Genomic DNA, 24,362 nt, shown 5'->3' on the forward strand with positions numbered 1-24,362 from the left:
TGCCGGGGTGGGCTCAGCCGCGGCTGCCCGTCAGATGGGCGAACACCACCACGTTGCCCTGGTAGCCGGTGGCCTTCGAATAGCCGCCGCCGCAGGTGATGACGCGGAGCTCGGGGCGGGGCGCCGCGCCGTAGACCTTCTCGTCGGGGAAGTCGTGCGCCGCGTACACCTCCACTGCGTCCACGGTGAACACGGCCACGGAGCCGTCCCGGCGGTCCACCTCGATGCGGGCGCCCCGTTTCAGCGCGCCCAGGTCGTAGAAGACCGCGGGACCCTCGGCGTTGTCGACATGGCCGGCGACGATCGCGGTGCCCGTCTCGCCGGGTATGGTGCCGGCCTCGTACCAGCCGGCCAGGTTCTTGTTCTGGGCCGGGGGGACGTCCAGGCTGCCGGAGCGGGTCAGGGCCAGGCCCATGAGCGGGGCGTTCACGCGGATCGCGGGGATGCGGATGCGGGTCGGGGTGGAGGGGACGAGGGCGGGCGCCGTGAGCCGCTCGTCCCGCTGGTCCGGGCGTCCCTCGGCCGCGGCGGGCTGGGGCGGCGTGTGCGTCCCGGCGCCGCCGCCGAGCAGCCACACCCCGGAGCCGAGGGCCACGACGGTGACCACGGCTATCGCGGTGTCGCCGAGCCTGGCGCGCCCGTCACGCCTGGTCCTGCTGCGCATGCGAAGCCCTCTCCCGGGGGCGGACCCCGAAGACGGGGGGCCGCACCCCGTAACGCCGGGGGCCGTGCCCCGTGATCCGGGGGCCGGACCCTGGAAAGCCGGGGGCCGTGCCCCGTAAAGCCGGGGGGCCGGACCTCCGTAAGCCGGGGGCCGGACCCCGTGAATCCGAGGCCGGTCTCCGCGGGCCGGCGGCCGGACCCCGCAAACCGGGGGCGAACCCCCGAACGCCGGGGCCGTACCCCGAACTCCGGGGGCCGGACCCCGTGAAACGGAGGCCGGCCCCATAAGCCAGGGGCGAACCCCGAACACGGGGGCGAACCCCCGAGCACCGAGGGGCGAACCCCCGGAGACCTGGGACGGATCCCCGGAGACCCGGGGCGGATCCCCGGAGACCCAGGGCGGATCCCCGAGGGCCTGGGACGGAGCCCCGGGGACCCGGAGCGGATCCCCGACGGCCCGGGGTGGCCCCTGGAGGCCGGGGCGGGCCCCCGGAGGCCGGAGCCGGTCTCATGGGCCCCCTCCCCCTCCGGGCCGCGAGGGGCGTCGGACCCGGAGGGGGCGGGATGTGGCGGTACCGAGTGACGGACAGCGGAGGGTGTCCGTCAGAACCCGTCGCCTCTCGCCCGGCGATGCAGGAGCCAGGTACCGCCCGCGGCGGCGACGGCCAGCGCCGCCACACCCGCCGCGGTCTGCACGGGATCGGCGCCGAGTGCGCCGCCGACCCCCGTCTTCACACTTCCTCGCGGCTGCACCTGCTCGTGCGCCGCGCTCAGGGCCACCACCAGGTCGCCGGTCACCTGCCGGCCGCCCTCGGCACACCTGGCGACGATCTCGTACGTCCCCGGCTGCGCGCTCTCCGGCACCTGGAACTGCCCGATCGCCTCGCCGTTGTGCGAGCTGGGCGCCAGCGTGAAGGCACCGGAGCCCACCGCGCTCGCGTCCCCGGCCGCCGAGCCCCGGTCGCCGCACGCGGCGGTGTTCACCGTGACCTGGCTGCCGGGCGCCACGCTGGAGGGGTACACGTCCAGGCTGCCGGTGCCGGCCCAGGCGGGTGCCGCGGCCACCACGACGAGCGCGGTACCGGTCAGCAGACGGGCGGTGCGTCGCATGGTGCCTCCCGGGGTTCGCGTCTCGGTCCGTCCGTTACCGAGGTAAGTCGCAGTCCGGGAGTTCCACTTCCTGAGGGTTCGTCAGAAATTGCGGTGAACGGGTGGCGCCCCGACCCCCACGCGGCCTGGCCCGTGCGAAGTCGGAGCAGGTCACATGGGGTGTGCGGGCCTGGGAGGGATCGGTGCGAAAAGGACACGAATGGCCGCGCAACCCGATCAGCCGTGTGCGCGGCTCGGGAGACCGTGGGTGCGGATCAGTTCACGTTGACCGCGCTCCAGGCCGCCGCCACCGCGTTGTACTCCGTGCTGCCCGCGCCGTACAGGTCCTTGGCGGCGTTCAGGGTCGCCGTGCGGGCCCCCGCGTAGTTCGTCGAGGAGGTCATGTAGACCGTCAGCGCCCGGTACCAGATCCTGCCGACCTTGTCCCGGCCGATGCCGGTGAGCGTGGAGCCGTTGTACGTCGGCGAGTCGTAGCTGACGCCGTTGATGGTCTTCGGGCCGCTGCCCTCCGCCAGCAGATGGGCGAAGTGGTTGGCGACGCCGGAGGAGTAGTGGACGTCGAGGTTGCCGACCGAACTGCTCCAGTAGTCCGCCGAGTTGCCGTCCTTCGACGGCTTGTCCATGTAGCGCAGGGCGGTGTGGCCGAAGCCGGACTCCCCGGAGTAGGTCAGCGCGGCGGTCTTCGACGTCACCACGGTCCGGGCGACCGGGTTGCCGAGCGAGTCCAGGCCGACCGCGTCGGTGCGCCAGGCGAGCTTGGGGGTGCCGTGCAGGGCGTTCACGGCCAGGTCGGCGGCCTTGGTCGCCGAGACCTTCGGGAGGATCGACGCGAGGGACATCTCGCTGCGGGTGGCTCGGTCCGCGCTGCGGTAGGCGCCGTCCGGGGCCAGGTGGACCACGAAGTCGCCGCCCAGCACGGGCAGTCCGTGGTACGTGCGGTCGTAGCGGACGTGCTGGGTGCCGTCCTTGTCCACGATCACGTCACGGACGCTGGTGTTCTCGGCGGAGGTGAGGCCCAGGCTCGCGCCATGGGCCAGCGCCGACGCCGCGTGCTGGATCGCGGTGGCCCGGGTCGGTCCGGCGTCGGCGTGGGCGGCGAGGGAGAGGGCCATGGTCAGCAGTTACTTCATGGAGATGTGTGAGGAGCCCAAGGGGGTACAGAATCGTTCCCGTGATCACCGAGGAGCCCGAGGGACGCGGCACCCCCTTGCCCTTCTTCGTCTACGGCACCCTCCGCCCCGGCGGGGCCAACCACGACCTGTTCCTGCGGGGCCGCACCGCCTCGGAGGAACCAGCCCGCCTGCCCGGCGCGACGCTCTACGACGGCCCCGGCTACCCCTACGCCGTGGAGCGCCCCGGCGCCGGGATCCGGGGCGAACTGATCATGGCCCGCCCGGAGTCGTACGCCGAACTGCTCGCCGCCCTGGACCACTTGGAGGAGTACGCGCCGGACGACCCGCGCAACCTCTACGAGCGCGTCGCCCGCGACGTCATCCGCACCACCGACGGCACCACCACCCTGGCATGGGTCTACCTGGCCGCCCCGCGGGTCGCCACCGAGCTGCTCGCCACCGGCACCCCCATCCAGGGCGGCGACTGGCTGTCCCGGCGCTGACCGCGCGGATCTCGGTCAACCGGACGCCGTCCAGGGAGGGATCTTGCCCCGCGGAGCGGTCCGCACTACTCCGGTGGCCCCACGACCTCCACCCGCACGGCGCACGACTTGAACTCCGGCATCCGGGAGGTGGGGTCGAGGGCCGGGTTGGTGAGGGTGTTGGCGCGGCCCTCGCCCGGCCAGTGGAACGGCATGAAGACGGTGTCCGGGCGGATGGCGGAGGTGATCCGGGCGGGCGCGGTGGCCCGGCCCCGGCGGGAGGTCACGGCCACCGGATCGCCCTCGGCGGCGCCGATGCGGGCCGCGAGGCGCGGATGCAGCTCCACGAAGGGGCCGGGCGCGGCCGCGTTCAGTTCGGCGACCCTGCGGGTCTGCGCCCCCGACTGGTACTGGGACACCACCCGGCCGGTGGTCAGCAGCAGCGGGTACTCGGCGTCCGGTTCCTCCGCCGTGGCGCGGTGTGCCACGGCCGCGAACCGGGCCCGGCCGTCGGGTGTGGCGAAGCGGTCCTGGAAGAGGCGGGGGGTGCCGGGGTGGAGCTCCCCGTCGGTGTCCCGGGGGCACGGCCAGAACACCCCGCTCTCCTGCGCCAGGCGCCGGTAGGTGATCCCGGAGTAGTCCGCCGGGCCGCCCGCGCTCGCCCGGCGGAGTTCGTCGAAGACCTCCTCCGCGTCGGTCGGGAAGCCCTTCTCCACCCCCAGCCGGGCCGCCAGCTCGTGCAGGACGTACAGGTCGCTGCGGACCCCGGGCGGCGGGGTGACGGCCCGGCGGCGCAGCAGGACCCTGCCCTCCAGGCTGGTCGTCGTGCCCGTCTCCTCCGCCCACTGCGTCACCGGCAGGACCACGTCCGCCAGTTCCGCCGTCTCCGACAGGACGACGTCACAGACGGCCAGGAAGTCGAGGGACCCGACCCGCTCCTCGATGTGCGCCGCGCGCGGCGCCGACACCACCGGGTTGGAGCCCATCAGCAGCAGCGCCCGGATGTCCGTGCCGAGGGCGTCGAGGAGCTCGTACGCGCTGCGCCCGGGACCGGGCAGGGTGTCCGGGTCCACGCCCCACACGCCCGCCACATGCGCCCGCGCCGCCGGGTCGTCCAGCTTGCGGTAGCCGGGCAACTGGTCGGCCTTCTGGCCGTGTTCGCGGCCGCCCTGCCCGTTGCCCTGCCCGGTCAGACAGCCGTATCCGGACAGCGGGCGGCCCGCCCGGCCGGTCGCCAGGCACAGGTTGATCCACGCGCCCACCGTGTCCGTGCCCTTGGACTGCTGCTCCGGCCCGCGGGCCGTCAGCACCATCGCGCTCTCCGGCTCGCAGAACAGCCGTACGGCTTCCCGGAGTTGGGGAACGGACACCCCCGTGATCCGCTCCACGTGCTCCGGCCAGTGCGCCATCGCCACCGCCCGCGCCTGCTCCCAGCCGGTGGTCCGGTCCCGGATGTACTCCTCGTCCGTCCGCCCCTCCGCCACCACCAGGTGCAGCAGGCCGAGGGCCAGGGCGAGATCGGTGCCGGGGCGGGGGGCCAGGTGGAGGTCCGCCTGCTCGGCCGTCCTCGTCCGGCGCGGGTCCACGACGATCAACGTGCCGCCGTTCTCCCGCAGTTCGGTGAAGAAGCGCAGCGACGGCGGCATGGTCTCCGCCAGGTTCGAGCCGACGAGGATCACGCACCCGGTCTTCGGTATGTCCTCCAGAGGGAAGGGCAGGCCGCGGTCCAGGCCGAACGCCTTTGTGCCCGCCGCCGCGGCCGACGACATGCAGAACCGGCCGTTGTAGTCGATCTGCGAGGTGCCGAGCACCACCCGGGCGAACTTCCCGAGGGCGTACGCCTTCTCGTTCGTCAGCCCGCCCCCGCCGAACACGCCCACGGCGTCGGCGCCGTACTCCTGCCGCGTGCTCCCGAGCCGCTCGGCGATCAGGTCCAGCGCCGCCGCCCAGCTCGCCTCGACCAGCCGGCCCCCGGACCGCACCAGCGGCGAGGTCAGCCGCACCCCCGGCGACAGCACCTCGGCCGCCGTACGGCCCTTGCCGCACAGCGCGCCCCGGTTCACCGGGAAATCCGTCCGCTCGGTCACCCGGGCGCCACCCTGCGGCAGGGGCGTGACATTCATCCCGCACTGCAGGGCGCAGTACGGGCAGTGGGTGGGCGTCGAGGCGATCGTTTCCATGCCGCCAGCGTGCGTCGGGCGTGTTACGGCCCCGACCGCTTCCCGTTACACGCCCGGCACGGCGACCTCCCCGCCGCACCGGTGACGCCGTGAGGTCCCTACTGCCGGCTCAGCGAGCGGCTGACACCCGCCGCGATCGTCGTCGCCAGCACCCAGCCGGTGACGATCAGCAGATACGACAGCCACTGGTACCACCCGAGCGGCGCGTACGCCCCCTCCTGGCCGAAGTCGATGATCGGCAGCAGCAGGTCGAGGGTGTAGAAGAGCGGGTTGAACGCGGGCGCCTCGGACGGCTTGAGCGCGGGCGGATGGTGCAGGGCGAAGGCGAGCGTACCGGTGCACAGCAGGAGCAGCAGCCAGCCCGCGGCCCGCATCGGGCGGAAGCCGTAGCCGACGGCCGTGTCCTGGAGCCACCCCCACAGCCGGGCGTACGGCGGCAGGGTACGGCGGTGGCGGCGGAGCTTGGCCAGCTGCACGGTGCGCGCGGCGGCGTCGTCGCCGACCGTGCGGTAGGCGGTGGTCAGCTGCTCGTACGGGTGGGGAAGAAAACCGTCCGGCTCACGTTCCAGCAGGGGAAGACGCTGCTCGGCCGGGAGGTGCGGGGTCAGGACGCGATAGCTGAGCCCGTCGAGCTGGACCTGCCCGGGCCACACCTCGGGGGGCACATGCAGCAGGTCGAGTTGAGCGCGGCGCAGATTGACGGATCCCTCGATGGGCGCGGCGTCCCGCAGCCACAGCTCGCCGATGACAGCGCTGCTGGCGCGCAGGGCCTGGCCGCCCGGGTTGGAGAGCCGGGCGTGGGCGAGGTTGAGCTGACGTGGAATGCGGGCACCGGCCAGATTGACCCGGCCGCGGGTCCGCAGCCGCATGGCGTGCAGATCGGTGCCGACCGCCAGGACCTCGGCGTGCAACGCGGATCCGCCGGGGGCGTTCAGCTCCGCGTCGTTGAGATTGACCTGCCCGCCGACGACCGCCCCGTTCACATGGACCCTGCCGTGCGCGACCAGCTCCGGGGCCCACACGTCCGTGCCCACCTCGGCGTGGCCCAGCTGGAACACCGGCTCCTCGGGGACCTCGCCGGGCCTGCCGAGGTGGGCACCGTTCGCGAAGAGCGCCCCGGACAGCTTCGCGCCCTGAAGCCGTACCGGCCCCGTGATCCGGCAGCAGGTGATCCGCACGACCCCTTCGGCGCGCAGGTTCCCGGCCGTCAGCCCCGGCAGCACCGAGTCGCTCAGGACCAGTGCGACGACCTTCGCCGCGTACAGATCGAGCGCCTCCTCGAAGTGGCAGAGGCGCAGCCGGACCGGATGGCCGACGGTGCCGTACTTGAGGTCCAGCCGCCCGGTGATCCGCGCACCCCACACCTTCAGCCCGGCGATCCGCCCCTCCCGCACCGGCCCGCTGAGCAGCAGCTCCCGCAGCACCTCCGCCCGCAGCGTCCGCTCCGGACCCCATGAGCCGCCCTGCTCGGGGTCCTCGTCCTCGCTCTCCCGGAAGTCGACCCCCTCGCCGAGCGGGAAGGCGTCCCACACCCGGCGCTCGGCCGGCGTCAGGTCCGTGATCTCCATGCTCAGTCCCGCGCCCCCGCCAGCGCCTTGGTGACCCCGTTCTCCCGCGGCCCCAGGAACGTCGGATCCGGGTGGAACACCGCGTCCAGCACCGCCTTGCCCGCCGCGAACACCTCGCGCGTCCCGCCGTAGTACCAGGTCACGTCGTGCTTGTCGGCCACCCCGACCCCGTAGGAGTCGACCCCCGCCGCCTCGCACAGCGCCACCGCCCGCCGGATGTGGAAGCCCTGGCTGATCAGCGCCGCCCGGTCCACGCCGAAGATCTTCCTGGCCCGCACACAGGAGTCCCAGGTGTCGAACCCGGCGTAGTCCCTGACGATCCGGTCGCCCGGCACCCCGTGTTCCGTGAGGTAGGCACGCATGGCGTCGGGCTCGTCGTAGTCCGTGCGGCTGTTGTCCCCGGTGACCAGGACGACCTTGACCCGCCCCGCCCGGTACAGCTGCGCCGCCGCGTCCAGCCGGTGTGCGAGGTACGGCGACGGCTCCCCGTTCCACAGCCCGGCCCCGAACACCATGGCGACCTGCGTCCGCGGGGCGTCCGCCGTCGTGCGCAGCCGGTCCGCCGTGGACACGAACAGCCAGGTCACCGGCAGCAGCGCCAGCACACACCCGGCCATCACGGCCTGCACCAGCCGCCGCTGCCCCGTGCGGGTGCGCGGCAGCCGGGGTCGACGGATCTTCACAAGGCCCCCCAGGGATCGGTTCCGACCGGTTCCGACCATTCAGGACGCCGGCGGCGGCCGTCCGGTTCGCCTCACATCGAGCATCCGTACGACGTGAAGCAGCGGAAAACCCTCGTGACGGCCCGGCAACGGCCACGCAACCTGCCGCCGTCAGGATCCTTGCATGACGGCGTCGCATCCTCCCCGGTCCGAGTCCCGCGTCCACCTCGACAGCACGGCGCACCTCATGAACAGCATCGGCAGCCAGCTCGCCGTCCGGCTCCGGCTGGTCTCCCCGCTCGGCCACCGCCGCACGGCCCCGCCCGCCCTGGTCCTGGTCGCCCACGGCAGCCGCGACCCGCGCGCGCTGGAGACCGTACGGACGCTGGTGGACCGGGTGCGCGAACTGCGCCCCGGCCTCCCCGTCCACCTGGGCCACATCGAGCTGAACGCCCCCCTGCTCCCGGACACCCTCGCCGCGCTCGGCGACGCCCCGGCCGTCCTGGTTCCGCTGCTCCTCTCCCGCGGCTACCACGTCAAGCAGGACATCCCCGAGATGGCCGCCGCCGCACCGGCCCCCAGCCGCCTGGCCGCGCCGCTCGGCCCGCACCCGCTCCTGGTGGAGACCCTCTACGACCGGCTGCTCGAGGCCGGCTGGCCCACGGCCATGGACCCGGTCACCCGCCGTTCCAGCGCGGTCGTCCTGGCCGCCGCCGGCTCCCGCGACCCCGACGGGGCGACCGACACCCGCCGCACGGCCCGCCTCCTCGCGGACCGCCTGGGCGTGCCGGTGGTCCCCGCCTACGCCTCGGCGGCGACCCCGACCGTCCCGACGGCGGTACGCGCCCTGGCGGCCCGCGGCCGGCACCGGGTGGCGATCGCGTCGTACTTCACGGCGCCGGGACGTTTCGCGACGCAGTGCGCGCAGGCGGCACCATGGATAGCCGCGGCCCCGCTGGGCGCGCACCCGGGGATGGCCCGGCTCATCCTGCACCGGTACGACCAGGCGAGGGTGATGGGGCAGGCGGAATTGGCCTCGGCTTGATGCGAGCTGTGGCGGAAACACCCCAGGGGCGCGGGGCTGTATCGATATGCGGCTCCGCCGCGATGGGGGTCCCCCCGGGTCCGAGCGAAGTCGAGGACTTGGGGGGAGCGACCGGCCACAAGGCACCCGCACACGCCACACAAGCGAACCCGGCAGATGACTGGGCGCCCGGCACCACCCTTTTGTCACTGCCGACGCTTACTGTCGAATCATGGAAGGCGCACCCAACGGAACCTACGACCCGGCCTCAGCGGAGCGTTACGCCCCCGAACCGGACAAACGGCCCGGCCGCACCGCCTTCCAACGCGACCGCGCCCGCATCCTGCACTCCGCCGCCCTGCGACGCCTCGCCGGCAAGACCCAGGTCGTCACCCCGGGAGCCCACAGCCAGGTGTGGGACGCCAGCCCCAGAACCAGGCTCACCCATTCGCTCGAATGCGCCCAGGTGGGCCGGGAGCTGGGCGCGGCCCTCGGCTGTGACCCCGACCTGGTGGAGGCCGCCTGCCTGGCCCACGACCTCGGTCACCCGCCCTTCGGCCACAACGGCGAACAGGCCCTGAACGCCTTCGCGGACGACATCGGCGGCTTCGAGGGCAACGCCCAGTCACTCAGACTCCTCACCCGCATCGAACCCAAGCGGTTCACCCCGGAGGGTTCCGTCGGCCTCAACCTCACCCGCGCCACCCTCGACGCCGCCACGAAGTACCCCTGGCCCCGCGGTGCCCACCCCACCGACCCGGCGTCGAAGAAGTTCGGCGTGTACGAGGACGACCGCCCGGTGTTCGACTGGGTCAGAGCGCACGCCCCCGGAACCCGCACCTGCTTCGAGGCCCAGGTCATGGACTGGTCCGACGACGTGGCGTACTCGGTGCACGACGTCGAGGACGGACTGCACGCCGGACACATCGACCCCAACTGCCTGCACGCCGAACCCGAGCGGCGGGCGGTGTTCGAGGTCGCCGTCGGCCGGTACGTCCCCGCCGGAACCGATCCGGAAGAACTCTCCGCCGCCCTCGACCGGCTCCAGGACGAGGAGTGGTGGCCGCACGGCTACGACGGCACGGCGGTCGCCCAGGCCCGGCTGAAGGACGCCACCAGCCAGCTCATCGGCCGGTTCTGCCTGGCCGCCGAGGGCGCCACCCGCGCCGCGTACGGCACCGGCCCGCTCACCCGCTACGACGCCGAACTCGTCGTACCCCGCGAGGCCCGCATGGAGTGCGCGGTGCTCAAGGCGGTCGCGGACCGGTATGTGATGCAGCGCGCCGAGCAGGAGCGGCTGCGCGCGGACCAGCGGGTCGTCGTGGCGGAGCTGGCGGAGGCGCTGACCGCCCGCGCACCGGACGGACTGGATCCCCAGTTTCGGGCACTCTTCGACGGGGCAGGCGACGACCACGCACGCAAGCGGGTGATCGTCGACCAGATCGCCTCCCTCACCGACGCCTCCGCGCGTTCGCTGCACGCGAGACTTACGGGGCATATGTGAGTGGAACATGACCGTCCGTGGCCTGATCGGGTCACTCCCTCTTCCCGCAGCACGGCGTGTGCGGGACGCTCGCATGTGGCGGCACCCTTACGAGGAGGCATCAAGTGGTCGACGCGGATCAGACATTCGTCATCGTGGGGGGCGGTCTCGCCGGCGCGAAGGCGGCCGAGACGCTCCGGGCGGAGGGCTTCACCGGCCGGGTGATACTGATCAGTGACGAGCGCGACCACCCCTACGAGCGACCGCCGCTGTCCAAGGGCTATCTGCTCGGCAAGGAGGAGCGAGACAGCGTCTTCGTGCACGAACCGGCCTGGTACGCGCAGAACGACATCGAGCTGCACCTCGGCCAGTTCGTGGACCGCATCGACCGCAGCGCGAAGACGGTCCGCTTCGGCGACGACGGCACCCTCGTCCGCTACGACAAGCTGCTGCTCGTCACCGGCGCCGAGCCGCGCCGGCTGGACATCCCGGGCACCGGCCTGGCGGGCGTGCACCATCTGCGCCGCCTCGCCCACGCCGAGCGACTCAAAGGCGTCCTCACCGCCCTCGGCCGGGACAACGGGCACCTGGTGATCGCGGGCGCCGGCTGGATCGGCCTGGAGGTCGCGGCGGCGGCCCGCGAGTACGGCGCGGAGGTCACCGTGATCGAGCACGGGCCGACCCCGCTGCACGGCGTCCTCGGCCCCGAGCTGGGCGGGGTCTTCGCGGAGCTGCACCGCGAGCACGGCGTCCGCTTCCACTTCGGGCGGGAGCTCACCGAGATCGTCGGCCAGGACGGCATGGTCCTCGCGGTCCGCACCGACGACGGCGAGGAGCACCCGGCGCACGACGTCCTCGCCGCGATCGGCGCGGCGCCCCGCGTCGGTCTCGCGGAGGCGGCGGGCCTGGAGATCGCCGACCGGGCGCACGGCGGCGGGATCGTCGTCGACGAGCGGCTGCGGACGTCCGACCCGGACATCTACGCGGCCGGTGACGTGGCGTCCTTCCCGTTCGACCTCTTCGGCACGAGCGTCCGGGTCGAGCACTGGGCGAACGCCCTGAACGGCGGACCGGCGGCGGCACGATCGATGCTCGGCCAGGACGTGACCTACGACCGTCTGCCCTACTTCTTCACCGACCAGTACGACCTGGGCATGGAGTACAGCGGATGGGCGCCGGCCGGGTCGTACGACCAGGTGGTGATCCGGGGTGACGCCGGGAAGCGGGAGTTCATCGCGTTCTGGGTGAAGGAGGGACGCGTGCTGGCCGGGATGAACGTGAACGTGTGGGATGTCACAGAGCAGATCCAGAAACTGATCCGCTCCAAGGCCCAGGTGGACACGGAGGCCCTGGCCGACCCGCACGTCCCGCTGGACAGCCTCGCTTCCTGAGGACCGGGACTGTCACACCACCCCCTTAGAATTCACGCGTGGCAGGACGGATCAACGACGAGGACGTGAAGGCGGTACGGGACGCGGTCCCGATCGACGCCGTGGTCTCCGAGTACCTCCAGCTGCGCAGCGCGGGCGGCGGCAACCTCAAGGGCCTGTGCCCGTTCCACGACGAGAAGTCGCCGTCCTTCCAGGTCAGCCCCAGCAAGGGACTCTTCCACTGCTTCGGCTGCCAGGAGGGCGGCGACACCATCACCTTCGTGATGAAGGTGGACCACCTCTCCTTCTCGGAGGCGGTGGAGCGGCTCGCCGCCCAGGCCGGCATCACCCTGCGCTACGAGGAGGGCGGGTACAACCCGGCCCACCAGCGCGGCGAGCGCATCCGCCTGGTCGAGGCGCACAAGATCGCCGCGCAGTGGTACGCCGAGCAGCTCGCCACCGGCCCCGAGGCCGAGACCGGCCGGATCTTCCTCGCCGAGCGCGGCTTCGACCAGGCCGCCGCCGTCCACTTCGGCGTCGGCTACAGCCCCCAGGGCTGGGACCACCTCACCCGCTACCTGCGCGGCAAGGGGTTCAGCGACAAGGAGCTGATCCTCTCCGGCCTCGCCCAGGAGGGCCGGCGCGGGCCCATCGACCGCTTCCGGGGCCGTCTGATGTGGCCGATCCGGGACATCGGCGGCGAGGTCGTCGGCTTCGGCGCCCGCAAGCTGTACGAGTCGGACAACGGCCCGAAGTACCTGAACACGCCCGAGACGGCGATCTACAAGAAGAGCCAGGTCCTGTACGGCATCGACCTGGCGAAGCAGCACATCGCCAAGACCAGCCGGGCGGTCGTGGTCGAGGGCTACACGGACGTCATGGCCTGCCACCTCGCCGGTGTGACGACCGCGATCGCGACCTGCGGTACGGCCTTCGGCGGCGAGCACATCAAGATCCTGCGCCGGCTGCTGATGGACAACGGCTCGGCTCGCGTGATCTTCACCTTCGACGGCGACGCGGCCGGACAGAAGGCCGCCCTGCGCGCCTTCGAGGACGACCAGAAGTTCGCCGCCGAGACCTACATCGCCATCGCGCCCGACGGCATGGACCCCTGCGAGCTGCGCCTCGCCAAGGGCGACGAGGCGGTTGCCGACCTGGCCGAACCCCGCACCCCGCTCTTCGAGTTCGCGCTGCGCCAGGTAGTGAGCCGCTACGACCTGGACACCCCGGCGGGCCGGGCCGCCGCTCTGGACGAGGCGGCGCCGATCGTCGCCCGCATCAAGAACAGCGGCGCCCAGCACGAGGTCGCCGTCGAACTGGCCGGTCTGCTCGGCATCCTCGACACCCAGTTCGTGGTCCGGCGCGTGGCCCAGCTGGCCCGCTGGGCCCGGGAGGGGAAGGGCGCGCAGCAGCAGGGCCGCTCACGCCCCGCCGACCAGCAGTGGGCGGCGGCCCCGCGCCAGGCGGCCTCCGGCCCCGCCCTCACCCTGCGCAACCCTGTCTACGCCGCCGAACGCGAACTGCTCAAACTCGCCCTCCAGCGCCCCGAACTGGTCTCCCCGGCCTTCGACGCCTACGGCGTGGACGAGTTCACCGCGCCGCCCTACGCGGCCGTGCGCCAGGCGGTCGCGGAGGCGGGCGGTGCGGAGTACGGCGTCCAGGACCCGCAGGAGTACCTGGTCCGGGTCCGCGAGGCCGCGCCCGACGACACCGTCCGCGCGATGGTCACCGAGCTGGCCGTGGAGCCGATCCTGCGCCGCACGGTCGACGAGACCTACGCCGGCACGGTCCTGGTCCAGATCCGCCGCCGCGCCGTCGAACGCCGCATCCACGACATCCAGTCCCAGCTGACCCGCCTCGCCACCGGCGGCGACCCCGCCCAGCTGGCCGCCGTACAGAACGAGATGTGGGTGCTGCAGCAGTACGACCAGGCGCTGCGGGAGCGGGGCGCGGAGGCGCTGTGAGGGCAGCCCCGCGAGGTCACGCCTTCGTGGCGGGTGGCTCGACGCCGAAGTGGTTCAGTACCGCCTTCTGACCGGCGACAAGGGCACGCAGCACCCTGCCCTGCGCCTGCTGTCCTGCCACCAATGTACGGAGCAACTCCGCGTCGGCACGCCGCTGGTCGCGCGCCGTTGCCGCGTCGATCTCCGCCGTGGCGGCGAGGTGCCGCGTGCCGGCCTGCTGCTTCTCCACCTGGTCGAGCAGCGTCTCCAACTCGTCCATGCGCCGCCGCAGCTCCTCGATCCCGCTCAACCCATCCCTCTTTCACGTCGGTGCGGTCCAGAGCCCGCATATGCCAGTCGGATGGTCCAACGAACTGAGTAACCGACCGGTCACGGACCGGACGCAAAAAGTCACCGCAAGCCCCTCGTGGCGGGGATGTGTCTTACCCCACACTGGGGGCGGTGCCCGAGTCCGCGGAGCGCAGGCCGTCGACTCTCCGCTCCCGAAGAACCGCTGCCGCACACCTTCAGCAGCGATCATCCTGGAGGTCGCCCCCGTGCAGACCCAGACCCTCACCCAGACCGACAGCGCCACCAGTGCCACCAGTACCACCAGTACCACCGGTACGACCGCGGACGAACCGGACGCGGAGTTGGACGTCCTCGTGGCCGTGCCCCCGCAGAGCCGTTGCGCCCGCCACCCGGAGGCGGTACCCGCCGAGCCCACGGAACCACCGGCGGAGGCGCTCGTGGAGGAGCCCGAGGAGCCCGACGAGCCGCTGGAGGCCGCCGAGCGCGTCGAGACGCCGGTCTCGGCCCGGGCCGACACCGGCGGCCCCTCGGCCGATCTGTTCCGCCAGTACCTGCGCGAGATCGGCCGCATCCCGCTGCTCACCGCCGCCGAGGAGGTCGAACTCGCCCGCCGCGTCGAGGCCGGCCTGTTCGCCGAGGAGAAGCTGGGCAACGCCCCTGATCTGGACAGCGAGTTGGCCCTCGACCTGGACCGGCTGGTCGTCATGGGGCGCATGGCCAAGCGGCGGCTGATCGAGGCCAACCTGCGGCTCGTCGTGTCCGTCGCCAAGCGGTACGTCGGCCGCGGCCTGACCATGCTCGACCTGGTCCAGGAGGGCAACCTCGGGCTGATCCGGGCGGTGGAGAAGTTCGACTACGCCCGCGGCTACAAGTTCTCGACGTACGCCACCTGGTGGATCCGCCAGGCCATGTCCCGGGCCCTGGCCGACCAGGCCCGCACCATCCGCGTCCCGGTGCACGTGGTCGAGCTGATCAACCGGGTCGTCCGGGTCCAGCGGCGCATGCTGCAGGAGCGGGGCTACGAGCCGACGCCCGAAGAGGTCGCCGCCCACCTCGAACTGCCGCCCGAGCGGGTCACCGAGGTGCTGCGGCTGGCCCAGGAACCGGTCTCGCTGCACGCCCCGGTCGGCGAGGAGGAGGACGTGGCCCTCGGCGACCTGATCGAGGACGGGGATGCCGCGAGCCCCGTGGAGTCGGCGGCGTTCCTGCTGCTGAGGGAGCACTTGGAGGCCGTCCTCTCCACCCTCGGCGAGCGGGAGCGGAAGGTCGTCCAGCTCCGCTACGGCCTCATCGACGGCCGGCCCCGCACGCTGGAGGAGATAGGCCGGCTCTTCGGGGTGACCCGGGAGCGGATACGGCAGATCGAGTCCAAGACCCTGAACAAACTCCGGGACCACGCCTTCGCGGACCAGTTGAGGGGCTACCTGGACTGAGCGGGGGCCGCCGGCGCCGGCGGCCCCCTCGCGGCTAGTCCACCTCGGCCACGGCCTGCGCGAACTGGGCCTTGTACAGCCGGGCGTACGCACCGTCGGCCGCCAACAGCTCCGCGTGCGCGCCCTGTTCCACGATCGACCCGTTCTCCATGACCAGGATCGTGTCCGCGTCCCGGATCGTCGACAGCCGGTGCGCGATCACGAACGACGTCCGCCCCGCCGCCAGCTTCGCCATCGCCTTCTGGATGAGCACCTCGGTCCGGGTGTCGACCGAAGAGGTCGCCTCGTCCAGGACCAGGATCACCGGGTCGGACAGGAACGCCCGCGCGATGGTGATGAGCTGCTTCTCACCGGCGCTGACGCCCGTGCCCTCGTCGTCGATCACGGTGTCGTACCCGTCGGGCAGGGTGCGGATGAACCGGTCGGCGTGGGCCGCCCGTGCCGCCTCCTCGATCTCCCCGCGGGTGACCTCCCGGGACGCCCCGTACGCGATGTTCTCCGCGATCGTGCCGCCGAACAGCCAGGTGTCCTGCAGCACCATGCCGATCCCGGACCGGAGTTCGTCCCGGGACATCTTCCGGATGTCGACCCCGTCGAGAGTGATCCGGCCGCCGGACACGTCGTAGAACCGCATCAGCAGGTTGACCAGCGTGGTCTTGCCCGCACCCGTCGGACCGACGATCGCCACCGTGTGACCGGGCTCCACCGCGAGCGAGAGGTCCTCGATCAGCGGCTTCTCCGGGTCGTACCGGAAGGACACGTGCTCCAGCCCGACCCGGCCGCGCAGCTCCTCCGGCCGCTCGCCCGGCACCGGATCCGCCTCCTGCTCCTCCGCGTCCAGGAGTTCGAAGATCCGCTCGGCCGAGGCGACACCGGACTGCACCAGGTTCGCCATCGACGCGACCTGCGTCAGCGGCATCGAGAACTGCCGCGAGTACTGGATGAACGCCTGGACGTCGCCGATCGACAACGCGCCGGACGCGACCCGCAGACCGCCGACGACCGCCACCAGGACGTAGTTCAGGTTCGACACGAACATCATCAGCGGCTGCATGACACCGCTGTTGAACTGCGCCTTGAACGCGGCGTCGTACAGCGCCTCGTTCTGCTCGGCGAACTGCTTCGCCGACTCCTCCTGCCGGCCGAACACCTTCACCAGGGTGTGCCCGGTGTACATCTCCTCGATGTGCGCGTTCAGCTTTCCGGTGGAGCGCCACTGCTGCACGAAGTGCGGCTGCGAGCGCTTGCCGACCCGGGTGGCGACGACGAACGACAGCGGCACGGTGACCAGCGCGACCAGCGCCAGGATCCAGGAGACGTAGAACATCATCACGAGCACGCCGATGATGGTCAGCAGCGAGTTGATCAGCTGGCCCATCGACTGCTGCAGCGTCTGCCCGATGTTGTCGATGTCGTTGGTCGCACGGGAGAGCACCTCGCCGCGCTGGCGCTTGTCGAAGTACGACAGCGGCAGCCGCGACAGCTTCGTCTGCACGGACTCGCGCATCCGGTACATCGTGCGGTTCACGGCCCGGTTGACGAGCCTGGTCGCCACCGCCATCAGCAGGCCGGCCACCAGGAACGTGCAGAGCGCGAGCAGCAGGACGTTCCCGACGGCACCGAAGTCGATGCCCTTGCCGGGCGTGAAGTCGGTGCTCTTCAGCATGTCCGCGATCGAGCCCTGACCGTGGGCCCGCATCCGGTCGAGGACCTGCTGCTTGGTGACCCCGGCCGGCATCTGCCGGCCGATGATGCCGGCGAAGACCAGGTCGGTGGCCCGGCCGAGGATCTTCGGGCCGATCACGCTGAGGGTCACGCTGACGACCACGCACAGCAGCAGGCCGTAGATCGTGAGCCGTTCCGGTCTGAACTGGGCGACGAGCCGTTTGCCCGACCCCTTGAAGTCCATCGAGCGCTGGTCGGGGCCGCCCCCGGCCATCATGCGTCCCATGGGCCCTGCCATCAGGCGGCCTCCGCTTCCGTCAGCTGGGAGAGCACGATCTCCCGGTAGGTCTCGTTGCCCGCCATCAGCTCCCGGTGCCGGCCGGAGCCGACCACCCGGCCCTCGTCCAGCACGATGATCCGGTCCGCGTCCCGGATGGTCGCCACCCGCTGGGCGACGATGACGACGGTCGCCTCGGCGGTCTCGCGGGCGAGCGCGGTGCGCAGGGCCGCGTCGGTGGCGTAGTCGAGCGCGGAGAAGGAGTCGTCGAACAGGTAGATCTCCGGCCGCTGCACCAGGGTGCGCGCGATGGCGAGGCGCTGGCGCTGGCCGCCGGAGACGTTCGTACCGCCCTGCGCGATCGGCGCGTTCAGGCCGCCCTCCAGCTTGCTCACGAAGTCCTTGGCCTGCGCCACCTCCAGCGCGTGCCACAGCTCCTCGTCGGTGGCGTCCGGGTTGCCGTAGCGCAGGTTGGTGGCGACCGTCCCCGCGAACAGGTACGGCTTCTGCGGCACCAGCCCGACCGTCCGCGCGAGCAGCAGGGGTTCGACCTGCTGCACGTCCACGCCGTCGACCAGGACCTCGCCCTCGGTGGCGTCGAACAGCCGCGGGACCAGCCCGAGCAGGGTCGACTTGCCGCTGCCGGTGGAGCCGATCACGGCCGTCACCTCACCGGGCCGGGCGACCAGGTCGATGGACTTCAGCACCGGCTCCTCGGCCCCCGGATAACGGAAGCCCGCACCCCGGATCTCCAGATGCCCGTGGCGGCGCAGCTCGGTGACGGGCGCGGCCGGCGGCACCACGCTGGAGTCGGTCCCGAGGACCTCCTCGATGCGCTCGGCGCACACCTCGGCGCGCGGCACCATCATGAACATGAAGGTGGCCATCATCACGGACATGACGATCTGCATCAGATAGGCGAGGAACGCGGTCAGGTCGCCGATCCGCATCCCGCCGCTGTCGATGCGGTGCGCGCCGAACCACACGACCGCGATCGACGACAGGTTCACCACCGTCATGACGATCGGGAACATCAGCGCGAGCATCCGGCCGGTGGCCAGCTGCATCTCGGTCAGCTCGCCGTTGGCCTTCCCGAACCGGCCCTGCTCGTACTCGTCGCGCACGAAGGCGCGGATCACCCGGTTGCCGGTGATCTGCTCGCGCAGCACCCGGTTGACCGTGTCCAGGCGCACCTGCATCGAGCGGAACAGCGGGCGCAGCCGGCGCACGATGAGCGTGACGCAGATCGCCAGCACCGGTACGACGGCGACGAGCACCCCGGACAGCGGCACGTCCAGGCCGAGCGCCAGCACGATGCCGCCCACGCACATGATGGGCGCCGACACCATCAGGGTGAACGTCATCAGGGCCAGCATCTGGACCTGCTGTACGTCGTTCGTCGTACGCGTGATGAGGGAGGGTGCCCCGAAGTGACCCACCTCACGCGCGGAGAAGGACTGCACCCGGTCGAAGACGGCGCCGCGCACGTCCCGGCCGAGCGCGGAGGCGGTCCGCGCGCCGTAGTACACGGCGCCGATGTTGCACACGACCTGCGCGAGCGAGATACCGATCATCAGCGCGCCGAAGGACAGGATGTAGTCCGTGTCGCCCTTCACGACACCGTTGTCGATGATGTGCGCGTTCAGGGTGGGCAGGTAGAGGGTGGCGCAGGTCTGCAGGAACTGCAGCAGCACCAGGACGGTTATGGATTTTTTGTAGGGCCTGAGATAGGTCCGCAGAAGTCGTATGAGCACGCTGGGTCTCTCGGAGTCGGCGGGGAGGGGCTGGTCGGTTGCCCCTGGCCCCTATCGTCGGGCACTCCACCCGCGTTACCTCAACCGATTAATCCGACAGTGGACCAAGGACCGACGGTGCCTCGGCCGCCGGCCCTACGTCTCACACGCGGAACGCTCCCGGGTGGGTCTGCTCCCGCACCGCCGTGAACTGCTGCCGCACCGCCTGGCCCACGGCCAGCTCGTCGCCCGGCTCCAGCACCTGTGCCGCCGCGCCCTGCCAGGCCGGCGGGGTGCGCGGATCGAGTGTGCCCTGCGACACACCGAGCGCCCAGGCCGCCTGCCGGGCCGCGCCGATCGCCGCGTAGTCCGCGGGCTGCGGTACGACGACCTGCACGCCGAACAGCGAGGGCGCCGAGGCCTGCACGGCGGGCAGCTCGGCGGCCGGGCCGAGCAGGAAGATCCGCCGCACGTCCACGCCCCGCCCGCGCAGCACGTCCAGCGCGTCGCCGAGCCCGCACAGCATGCCCTCGAACGCGGCCCGCGCCAGATGCTCGGGCTTCATCGACTCGCGCCTGAGCCCGGCGAGGGTGCCCGCGGTGTGCGGCAGGTTCGGCGTCCGCTCACCCTCCAGGTACGGCAGCAGGACCAGCCCGTGGGAGCCCGGCGTGGACTTCGTCGCCAGCTCGGACAGGCTCTCCAGGTCCGGCAGCCCGAGGAGTTCGGCGGCCCCGCGCAGGGTCCGTACGGCATTCAGGGTGGTCACGACCGGCAGGTGCATGCCGGTGGCGTCGGCGAGCGAGGTGATCATCCCGGACTGGTCGGCGAGTGCGTCGGGGTGCACGGCCATCACGGACCCGGAGGCACCGAGGGACACGACCGCGTCCCCCAGCCCGATCCCGAGCCCGAACGCGGCGGCCATGGTCTCCCCGGTCCCCGCGGAGATCAGCAGCCCCTCCGGAGTGGTACCGGCCGCGTCCGACGGGCCGATCACCTCCGGCAGCATCGCCTGGTGCCCGAGCGCCAGCTCGACCAGGTCGGGCCGGTAGGCGCCGGTCGCGGCCGACCAGTACCCGGTCCCGGACGCCCCACCGCGATCGGTGGTCCTGCGCACGGGCCGTCCCAGCAGCTGCCAGACCAGCCAGTCGTGCGCCTGGAGCAGTACGGCCGTGCGGCGGGCGTTCTCGGGTTCGGTCTTGGCGAGCCAGCGCAGCTTGGTGACCGGCTGGGCGGCCGACGGGACGCACCCCACGGCCTGCGCCCAGGCCTCGCGACCGCCGAGCGCGTCGACGAGGTCCGCCGCCGCGACCTGCGCCCGCTTGTCGCCGCCGACCAGCGCCGGACGCACGGTGTTGCCCTGGGCGTCCAGAGGTACCAGTGCGTTCTGCTGCGCGGAGACGCCGATCGCCTGCACGCCCTCCAGCAGGCCGCCCCCCGCGGCCTCGCCGAGGGAGAGCAGCCAGGCCTGCGGATCCACGTCGCTGGGACGCCCCTCCATCGGATGCGGGGCGTATCCCTGCCGCAGTACGGCACCGGTGTCCGCGTCGCAGACCACGATGCGAGTGAAATCAGGCGAGCTGTCCAAGCCGGCGACTATCCCCATGCACCGAATTTTGCAGCATTCCTGCGCGTGCGGTGTCCGAGGGCGCCCAAGGGGGTGCCTGTCAGGTGTTGCTCGTGCCCCAGTCGTCCTCGGGCGTGCCGTTCAGGTTCCGCTCGCGCAGGGAGCGCACCCGCTGGGCGACCGTCTCGGGAACCCGGTCGCCGACCTTGTGGCTGACCGTGTGGAAGGCCTTGCCGGCGTACTGGCGGCCCTGCTGGGCGGCGGTCTCGGCGGTGTTGCGCACGGCCGGGTTCTGCGCGATCCGCTGGGCGGACTTCTTCAGCTGCTCGTAGCGCTCGCGTCCGGCCCTCGTGCCGAGTACGTAACCGAGGGCCAGTCCGGCGACGAACGTGAGCCGGTAGCGCATGGCTGCCACCCTTCCCTTGCCTGGGTCTGCTGGAGCGACGTGGGCGCCGGGGGAACCGATTGGCGGAGCACCCCCCTGCTTGCGCTAATGTATGTGTCGCAGCGAGCGCCCGCCCCCTGGCGAATACCCAGGTAGGTACGTTCGATGCAATCGAGGCGATCCTCCGTAGCTCAATTGGCAGAGCAGCCGGCTGTTAACCGGCAGGTTACTGGTTCGAGTCCAGTCGGGGGAGCTTCGGTCCTCCGTAGCTCAATTGGCAGAGCAGCCGGCTGTTAACCGGCAGGTTACTGGTTCGAGTCCAGTCGGGGGAGCGCGATGAACGAGGACCCCTTGGGGGTCCTTTTTCATGCCCGCGGGAACCGCCGCGCCTGCGCCGATGTCCTCAAGGTCACGAGCAGCACGGAAGCCGACCATCCGAGAGCAGGAGATCGTATGAGCGGCTATGCTGCGGCAGACGGCGCGCACACTTGTACGCGACACGCCGCTATGGGGCGGTAGCTCAGCCGGTTAGAGCAGCGGACTCATAATCCGTCGGCCGTGGGTTCGAGTCCCACCCGCCCCACCAAGAGCAGGTCAGAGAAACGTTCTGACCTGCGGAAATGCCCAGTTGCTGCTGGGGCTGTGACCTGCGGTGATGCAGTGGCTGCAGAGGCAGCAGGTCGCCGCGGAAGCGGGGCCAGGGGACATGCAGGGGACGCGGGGGCTCTGAGCCGGAGTGCGAGGCGCCCGCGTGGCGGGGTCGACGGGCCGGGAGAGCGTCACCGAGGCAAGTCGGCGACGGTGGTGTCCCGCCGATCCGGGTCGACCGGGGTCTTTGGGCTCCCTGATGTGCCGCTCCGCGGTTGAATAGCCGGTGTGGCACGGAACGTTGTGGGGTTCGGCGAGGACGATCTGCGGGCGCTGGCCGGGGCTCGGTCGTTCGAGCGGGGGCTGGGTTACCTGGACGCGGTGAACGGTCTTGAGGTGGGGGAGAGTTCGGTCACCGCCGTGGTGCACGGTACGGATGTCTACGAGGTGGAGCTCCACTTCGACGGGGACGAGGGGATCTCTGGGTGGTGCGACTGCCCGTACGGACAGGAGAGCAACTTCTGCAAGCACTGTGTTGCGGTCGGGCTGACCGTGCTGCAGCGGGCCACGGTGATTCCAAGCCAGCGAGCCGAAGCGCGGGCACGAGCTTCCGGCTTGGAGGCGTGGCTTTCGGCGCTGTCACGTGACGAACTCCTGGCGCTGGTGCGGGAGCAGATCGCCGAGGACCGGGAACTGCGTCGGCGCTTGGAGCTGCGAGCCGCCGCTGCTCGTTCCGACTTCGGTGCGGTCCGGGGCCGGATCATCGCGCTCATCGATCCTCGGCCGTTCGCCCGGTACGGGGACGTCGGGTACGCGGATGCCGCGGGGTATGGGCGGCAGGTGGACGAGGCGGCGGCCGCGCTGCGCGCTCTGACCGCCGACGGGCAGGCGGCGCAGATGGTCGGTCTGGCACAGGAGGCGCTCCGGGTGCTGGGGGAGGCGTACGGGGAGATCGACGACTCCGATGGGGTGGTCGGGCAGGCCGCTGCCGCGGTGGCCGAGGCCCATCTGGAGGCCTGCCGAGTCGCCCGCCCTGATCCGAAGCGGCTGGCCGAGTGGCTGGCCGGCTCGGTGCTCGATGACAGTACCGACGTGACGGACCTGGATCCGCTCGACTACGCCGACGTGCTGGGGCAGAGCGGACTGGCCCGCATGCGGCAGCTGGCGACCGAGGCATTCCGGCGCGGGCCGTCCGGCTGGGCGGCGCGGTACCTGATGGAACGCCTGCTCAAGGCGGAGGGCGATGTCGACGCGCTGGTCGCGCTGCACGCGCAGGACCTCGACCCGTCCGGCGCCACACATCTGCTCATCGCCGAGGAACTGGAATCGGCGGGCCGCTCGGACGAGGCACTCGCCTGGGCGGAGCGGGGGCTGCGGGACTGCGCCGCCGAGACACACATCGACGGTCGTCTGGTCGACCATGTGTGCGCCCGGTACGCGAAGGCGGGGCGGGCGGACGACGTGGTCGCGGTGCGGCGGGACCGGTTCCGTGTCGAGCGGTCCCTGGCCGCCTACCGGCAGTTGCGCTCCGCCGCCCGGGCCGCGGACTGCTGGGAGGCTGAGCGCGCTGCGGCGCTGGCCGCCTTGGAGGAGGACGCCCGTCGTGCGCGCGGCGGCCGGCACGGCGGGCCCCTGCTGATCGACGCGTTGCTCGACGACGGCGACCTGGACGCCGCCTGGCGGGAGGCCGTCGGCCGCGCCGGCGACCAGCAGTGGGAGCAGCTCGCCGACCTGTCGCGCCAGACACGCCCGGCCGAGGCGCTCGGCGTGTACCTGCGGCTGGTCGATCGATCGAAGGAGCCGACCGGGGACCGCGCCTACGAGCACCTGGCACGGCTGCTGCTGGGTGCACGTGAGTGCCATCGTGCCCTGGGGACCGAGGAAGCGTTCACCGCACATCTCGCCGGCCTGCGGGCGGAACTGAAACGCAGGCGCAAGCTGATGAGCATCCTCGACCGGCATGGGCTGTGAAGGGGCGGGCCCGGCGCCCGCCCACTGCGTGCTGGACGGCGTATGTCAGTCCTTGAGATCGATCAGTCCTTGAGATCGATCGTCCTTACCGGCTGTCCGGTCGTACGGGCGATCGTCTCGAAGTCGCGGTCGTAGTGGAGCAGTGTCAGCCCCGCCTCTTCCGCGGCAGCGGCGACCAGCAGGTCGACGGGGCCGGCACTGCGGTGCTCGCCCTTGGCGGTGAGCAGTTCCTGGACGACGCGTGCGCGCCGGTAGATGCCGTCGGGCACGGGGCACCAGGTGTAGTGGGCGTTCAGCGCGCGCTTCACGCGCTCCCGGTCCGCTGCCGAACGGGCTGAGTAGAGGACTTCCAGTTCGGTGATGTCGCACAGGGCGACGAGTCCCGCACCGATCCTGTCGTCCCACTCGGCCGTGGTCCGGCCGAGCATGACGCGGGCGAGGGCGGAGGTGTCGATCAGGTAGTCGGCGACGGTCACGCATCTGCTCCTGCGTCACGGACACCGTCCCCGCCGGTCGGCCGGTATGTGCTCTTGTCGAGGAGGACGTTCATGTCCAGTGCGCCCTCGGCGACCAGCTCGCGGGCTTCTGCCAGCGCGCGCAGTCGCCGGTAGCGAGCCGTAACCTCCCGCAGGGCGGTGTTGATGGTGTCGCGCTTGGTCGTGGTGCCGAGTTCCTTGGCCGCGGCCTCCAGTGCCTCGTCGTCGAGATCGATCACGGTGCGGCTCATGGCGCTCCCTGTGTATACGTAGTCGTATATCAATATACATGATCCTTGATGTCTGAGCGAGGGCTGAGGACGGGGGCCGCGATTGCCGTCGCAAGCACCGATTGGGAAGA

Annotated in this window: 18 protein-coding genes, 3 tRNA genes and 2 pseudogenes; 10 read left to right on the forward strand and 13 right to left on the reverse strand. The window is 71.8% G+C overall.

Translation table 11 applies throughout. The features are described 5' to 3' along the window. Positions 1-13: 13 nt before the first annotated feature. The 3 genes and pseudogenes from ACWC2T_RS00935 to ACWC2T_RS00945 form a co-directional block, all read right to left on the reverse strand. On the reverse strand, positions 14-664 hold the full coding sequence (locus tag ACWC2T_RS00935; protein WP_450668328.1) for a class F sortase: 651 nt from the start codon (positions 662-664) through the stop codon (positions 14-16). A gap of 602 nt (positions 665-1,266) precedes the next feature. Further along, positions 1,267-1,773 carry a hypothetical protein gene (locus ACWC2T_RS00940; protein WP_450668329.1) on the reverse strand — a complete coding sequence of 169 codons (507 nt, stop codon included), beginning with the start codon at positions 1,771-1,773 and terminating at the stop codon, positions 1,267-1,269. Positions 1,774-2,027: 254 nt separating this feature from the next. Beyond that, a pseudogene (locus ACWC2T_RS00945) lies at positions 2,028-2,894 on the reverse strand (M4 family metallopeptidase); the annotation flags it as partial. Between the two features lie 50 nt (positions 2,895-2,944). Here ACWC2T_RS00945 and ACWC2T_RS00950 point away from each other — a divergent pair. Further along, the gene (locus ACWC2T_RS00950) at positions 2,945-3,388 is read left to right on the forward strand and encodes a gamma-glutamylcyclotransferase family protein (protein WP_450668330.1); all 444 of its coding nucleotides are present in this window, start codon (positions 2,945-2,947) and stop codon (positions 3,386-3,388) included. 65 nt (positions 3,389-3,453) lie between these two features. Here the strand turns inward: ACWC2T_RS00950 and ACWC2T_RS00955 are convergent, their stop codons facing one another. The 3 genes from ACWC2T_RS00955 to ACWC2T_RS00965 form a co-directional block, all read right to left on the reverse strand. After that, positions 3,454-5,547: a molybdopterin oxidoreductase family protein gene (locus ACWC2T_RS00955; protein WP_450668331.1), complete on the reverse strand. Its 2,094-nt coding sequence runs from the start codon at positions 5,545-5,547 to the stop codon at positions 3,454-3,456. Between the two features lie 98 nt (positions 5,548-5,645). Then, positions 5,646-7,115 (reverse strand): membrane-associated oxidoreductase, encoded by a 1,470-nt coding sequence (locus ACWC2T_RS00960; RefSeq protein ID WP_450668332.1) that lies wholly within the window; start codon positions 7,113-7,115, stop codon positions 5,646-5,648. Between the two features lie 2 nt (positions 7,116-7,117). Further along, entirely contained in the window at positions 7,118-7,837 is a 720-nt protein-coding gene (locus tag ACWC2T_RS00965; RefSeq protein ID WP_450668333.1) for a SanA/YdcF family protein, read from the reverse strand. 124 nt (positions 7,838-7,961) lie between these two features. Between ACWC2T_RS00965 and ACWC2T_RS00970 the strand changes: the two genes are divergently transcribed. The 4 genes from ACWC2T_RS00970 to dnaG all read left to right on the forward strand — a co-directional run bounded on the left by ACWC2T_RS00970 (position 7,962) and on the right by dnaG (position 13,618). Further along, the gene (locus ACWC2T_RS00970; RefSeq protein ID WP_450668334.1) at positions 7,962-8,822 is read left to right on the forward strand and encodes a sirohydrochlorin chelatase; all 861 of its coding nucleotides are present in this window, start codon (positions 7,962-7,964) and stop codon (positions 8,820-8,822) included. A 211-nt stretch (positions 8,823-9,033) separates the two neighbouring features. Next, positions 9,034-10,305 carry a deoxyguanosinetriphosphate triphosphohydrolase gene (locus ACWC2T_RS00975; protein WP_450668335.1) on the forward strand — a complete coding sequence of 424 codons (1,272 nt, stop codon included), beginning with the start codon at positions 9,034-9,036 and terminating at the stop codon, positions 10,303-10,305. A 104-nt stretch (positions 10,306-10,409) separates the two neighbouring features. Then, a complete protein-coding gene (locus ACWC2T_RS00980) occupies positions 10,410-11,675 on the forward strand; it encodes an NAD(P)/FAD-dependent oxidoreductase (protein WP_450668336.1) in 1,266 nt (421 codons plus the stop codon). Between the two features lie 38 nt (positions 11,676-11,713). Beyond that, complete coding sequence (gene dnaG, locus ACWC2T_RS00985; RefSeq protein WP_450668337.1) at positions 11,714-13,618, forward strand: DNA primase; 1,905 nt, start codon at positions 11,714-11,716, stop codon at positions 13,616-13,618. Positions 13,619-13,634: 16 nt separating this feature from the next. On the opposite strand, the gene ACWC2T_RS00990 is transcribed toward dnaG, so the two are convergent. Beyond that, a complete protein-coding gene (locus ACWC2T_RS00990; RefSeq protein WP_450668338.1) occupies positions 13,635-13,907 on the reverse strand; it encodes a hypothetical protein in 273 nt (90 codons plus the stop codon). Between the two features lie 126 nt (positions 13,908-14,033). Between ACWC2T_RS00990 and ACWC2T_RS00995 the strand changes: the two are divergent. Further along, positions 14,034-15,342 (forward strand): annotated as a pseudogene (locus tag ACWC2T_RS00995) (RNA polymerase sigma factor). 34 nt (positions 15,343-15,376) lie between these two features. Here ACWC2T_RS00995 and ACWC2T_RS01000 read toward each other — a convergent pair. From ACWC2T_RS01000 to ACWC2T_RS01015, 4 genes are all read right to left on the reverse strand, one after another. Further along, a complete protein-coding gene (locus tag ACWC2T_RS01000; protein ID WP_450668339.1) occupies positions 15,377-17,305 on the reverse strand; it encodes an ABC transporter ATP-binding protein in 1,929 nt (642 codons plus the stop codon). Next, complete coding sequence (locus ACWC2T_RS01005) at positions 17,305-19,038, reverse strand: ABC transporter ATP-binding protein (RefSeq protein ID WP_450668340.1); 1,734 nt, start codon at positions 19,036-19,038, stop codon at positions 17,305-17,307. The genes ACWC2T_RS01000 and ACWC2T_RS01005 overlap by 1 nt, the downstream gene beginning before the upstream one ends. A gap of 142 nt (positions 19,039-19,180) precedes the next feature. Continuing rightward, positions 19,181-20,620 carry an FGGY family carbohydrate kinase gene (locus ACWC2T_RS01010; protein ID WP_450668341.1) on the reverse strand — a complete coding sequence of 480 codons (1,440 nt, stop codon included), beginning with the start codon at positions 20,618-20,620 and terminating at the stop codon, positions 19,181-19,183. Between the two features lie 61 nt (positions 20,621-20,681). Beyond that, entirely contained in the window at positions 20,682-20,987 is a 306-nt protein-coding gene (locus ACWC2T_RS01015; RefSeq protein ID WP_351203223.1) for a YtxH domain-containing protein, read from the reverse strand. Between the two features lie 159 nt (positions 20,988-21,146). Here ACWC2T_RS01015 and ACWC2T_RS01020 point away from each other — a divergent pair. The 4 genes from ACWC2T_RS01020 (at position 21,147) to ACWC2T_RS01035 (ending at position 23,525) form a co-directional block, all read left to right on the forward strand. Then, a tRNA-Asn gene (locus ACWC2T_RS01020) sits at positions 21,147-21,219 on the forward strand. Between the two features lie 6 nt (positions 21,220-21,225). Continuing rightward, positions 21,226-21,298, forward strand: a tRNA-Asn gene (locus ACWC2T_RS01025). Positions 21,299-21,475: 177 nt separating this feature from the next. Beyond that, positions 21,476-21,552, forward strand: a tRNA-Ile gene (locus ACWC2T_RS01030). Between the two features lie 290 nt (positions 21,553-21,842). Beyond that, positions 21,843-23,525: an SWIM zinc finger family protein gene (locus tag ACWC2T_RS01035; protein ID WP_450668342.1), complete on the forward strand. Its 1,683-nt coding sequence runs from the start codon at positions 21,843-21,845 to the stop codon at positions 23,523-23,525. A gap of 62 nt (positions 23,526-23,587) precedes the next feature. Here the strand turns inward: ACWC2T_RS01035 and ACWC2T_RS01040 are convergent, their stop codons facing one another. Both ACWC2T_RS01040 and ACWC2T_RS01045 read right to left on the reverse strand, forming a co-directional pair. Then, positions 23,588-24,001 (reverse strand): PIN domain-containing protein, encoded by a 414-nt coding sequence (locus ACWC2T_RS01040; RefSeq protein ID WP_450668343.1) that lies wholly within the window; start codon positions 23,999-24,001, stop codon positions 23,588-23,590. Beyond that, the gene (locus ACWC2T_RS01045) at positions 23,998-24,252 is read right to left on the reverse strand and encodes a type II toxin-antitoxin system VapB family antitoxin (RefSeq protein ID WP_450668344.1); all 255 of its coding nucleotides are present in this window, start codon (positions 24,250-24,252) and stop codon (positions 23,998-24,000) included. The genes ACWC2T_RS01040 and ACWC2T_RS01045 overlap by 4 nt, the downstream gene beginning before the upstream one ends. Positions 24,253-24,362: the final 110 nt, after the last annotated feature.

It is taken from the genome of Streptomyces sp. NPDC001393, from assembly GCF_053597455.1.

Excerpts from the sequence above, each read along its gene's own strand:
- ACWC2T_RS00935 (WP_450668328.1), bottom strand. The coding sequence starts at position 664 with ATGCGCAGCAGGACCAGGCGTGACGGGCGCGCCAGGCTCGGCGACACC.
- ACWC2T_RS00940 (WP_450668329.1), bottom strand. The coding sequence starts at position 1,773 with ATGCGACGCACCGCCCGTCTGCTGACCGGTACCGCGCTCGTCGTGGTG.
- ACWC2T_RS00955 (WP_450668331.1), bottom strand. The coding sequence starts at position 5,547 with ATGGAAACGATCGCCTCGACGCCCACCCACTGCCCGTACTGCGCCCTG.
- ACWC2T_RS00960 (WP_450668332.1), bottom strand. The coding sequence starts at position 7,115 with ATGGAGATCACGGACCTGACGCCGGCCGAGCGCCGGGTGTGGGACGCC.
- ACWC2T_RS00965 (WP_450668333.1), bottom strand. The coding sequence starts at position 7,837 with ATGGTCGGAACCGGTCGGAACCGATCCCTGGGGGGCCTTGTGAAGATC.
- ACWC2T_RS00970 (WP_450668334.1), top strand. The coding sequence starts at position 7,962 with ATGACGGCGTCGCATCCTCCCCGGTCCGAGTCCCGCGTCCACCTCGAC.
- ACWC2T_RS00975 (WP_450668335.1), top strand. The coding sequence starts at position 9,034 with ATGGAAGGCGCACCCAACGGAACCTACGACCCGGCCTCAGCGGAGCGT.
- ACWC2T_RS01000 (WP_450668339.1), bottom strand. The coding sequence starts at position 17,305 with ATGGCAGGGCCCATGGGACGCATGATGGCCGGGGGCGGCCCCGACCAG.
- ACWC2T_RS01010 (WP_450668341.1), bottom strand. The coding sequence starts at position 20,620 with ATGGGGATAGTCGCCGGCTTGGACAGCTCGCCTGATTTCACTCGCATC.
- ACWC2T_RS01015 (WP_351203223.1), bottom strand. The coding sequence starts at position 20,987 with ATGCGCTACCGGCTCACGTTCGTCGCCGGACTGGCCCTCGGTTACGTA.
- ACWC2T_RS01045 (WP_450668344.1), bottom strand. The coding sequence starts at position 24,252 with ATGAGCCGCACCGTGATCGATCTCGACGACGAGGCACTGGAGGCCGCG.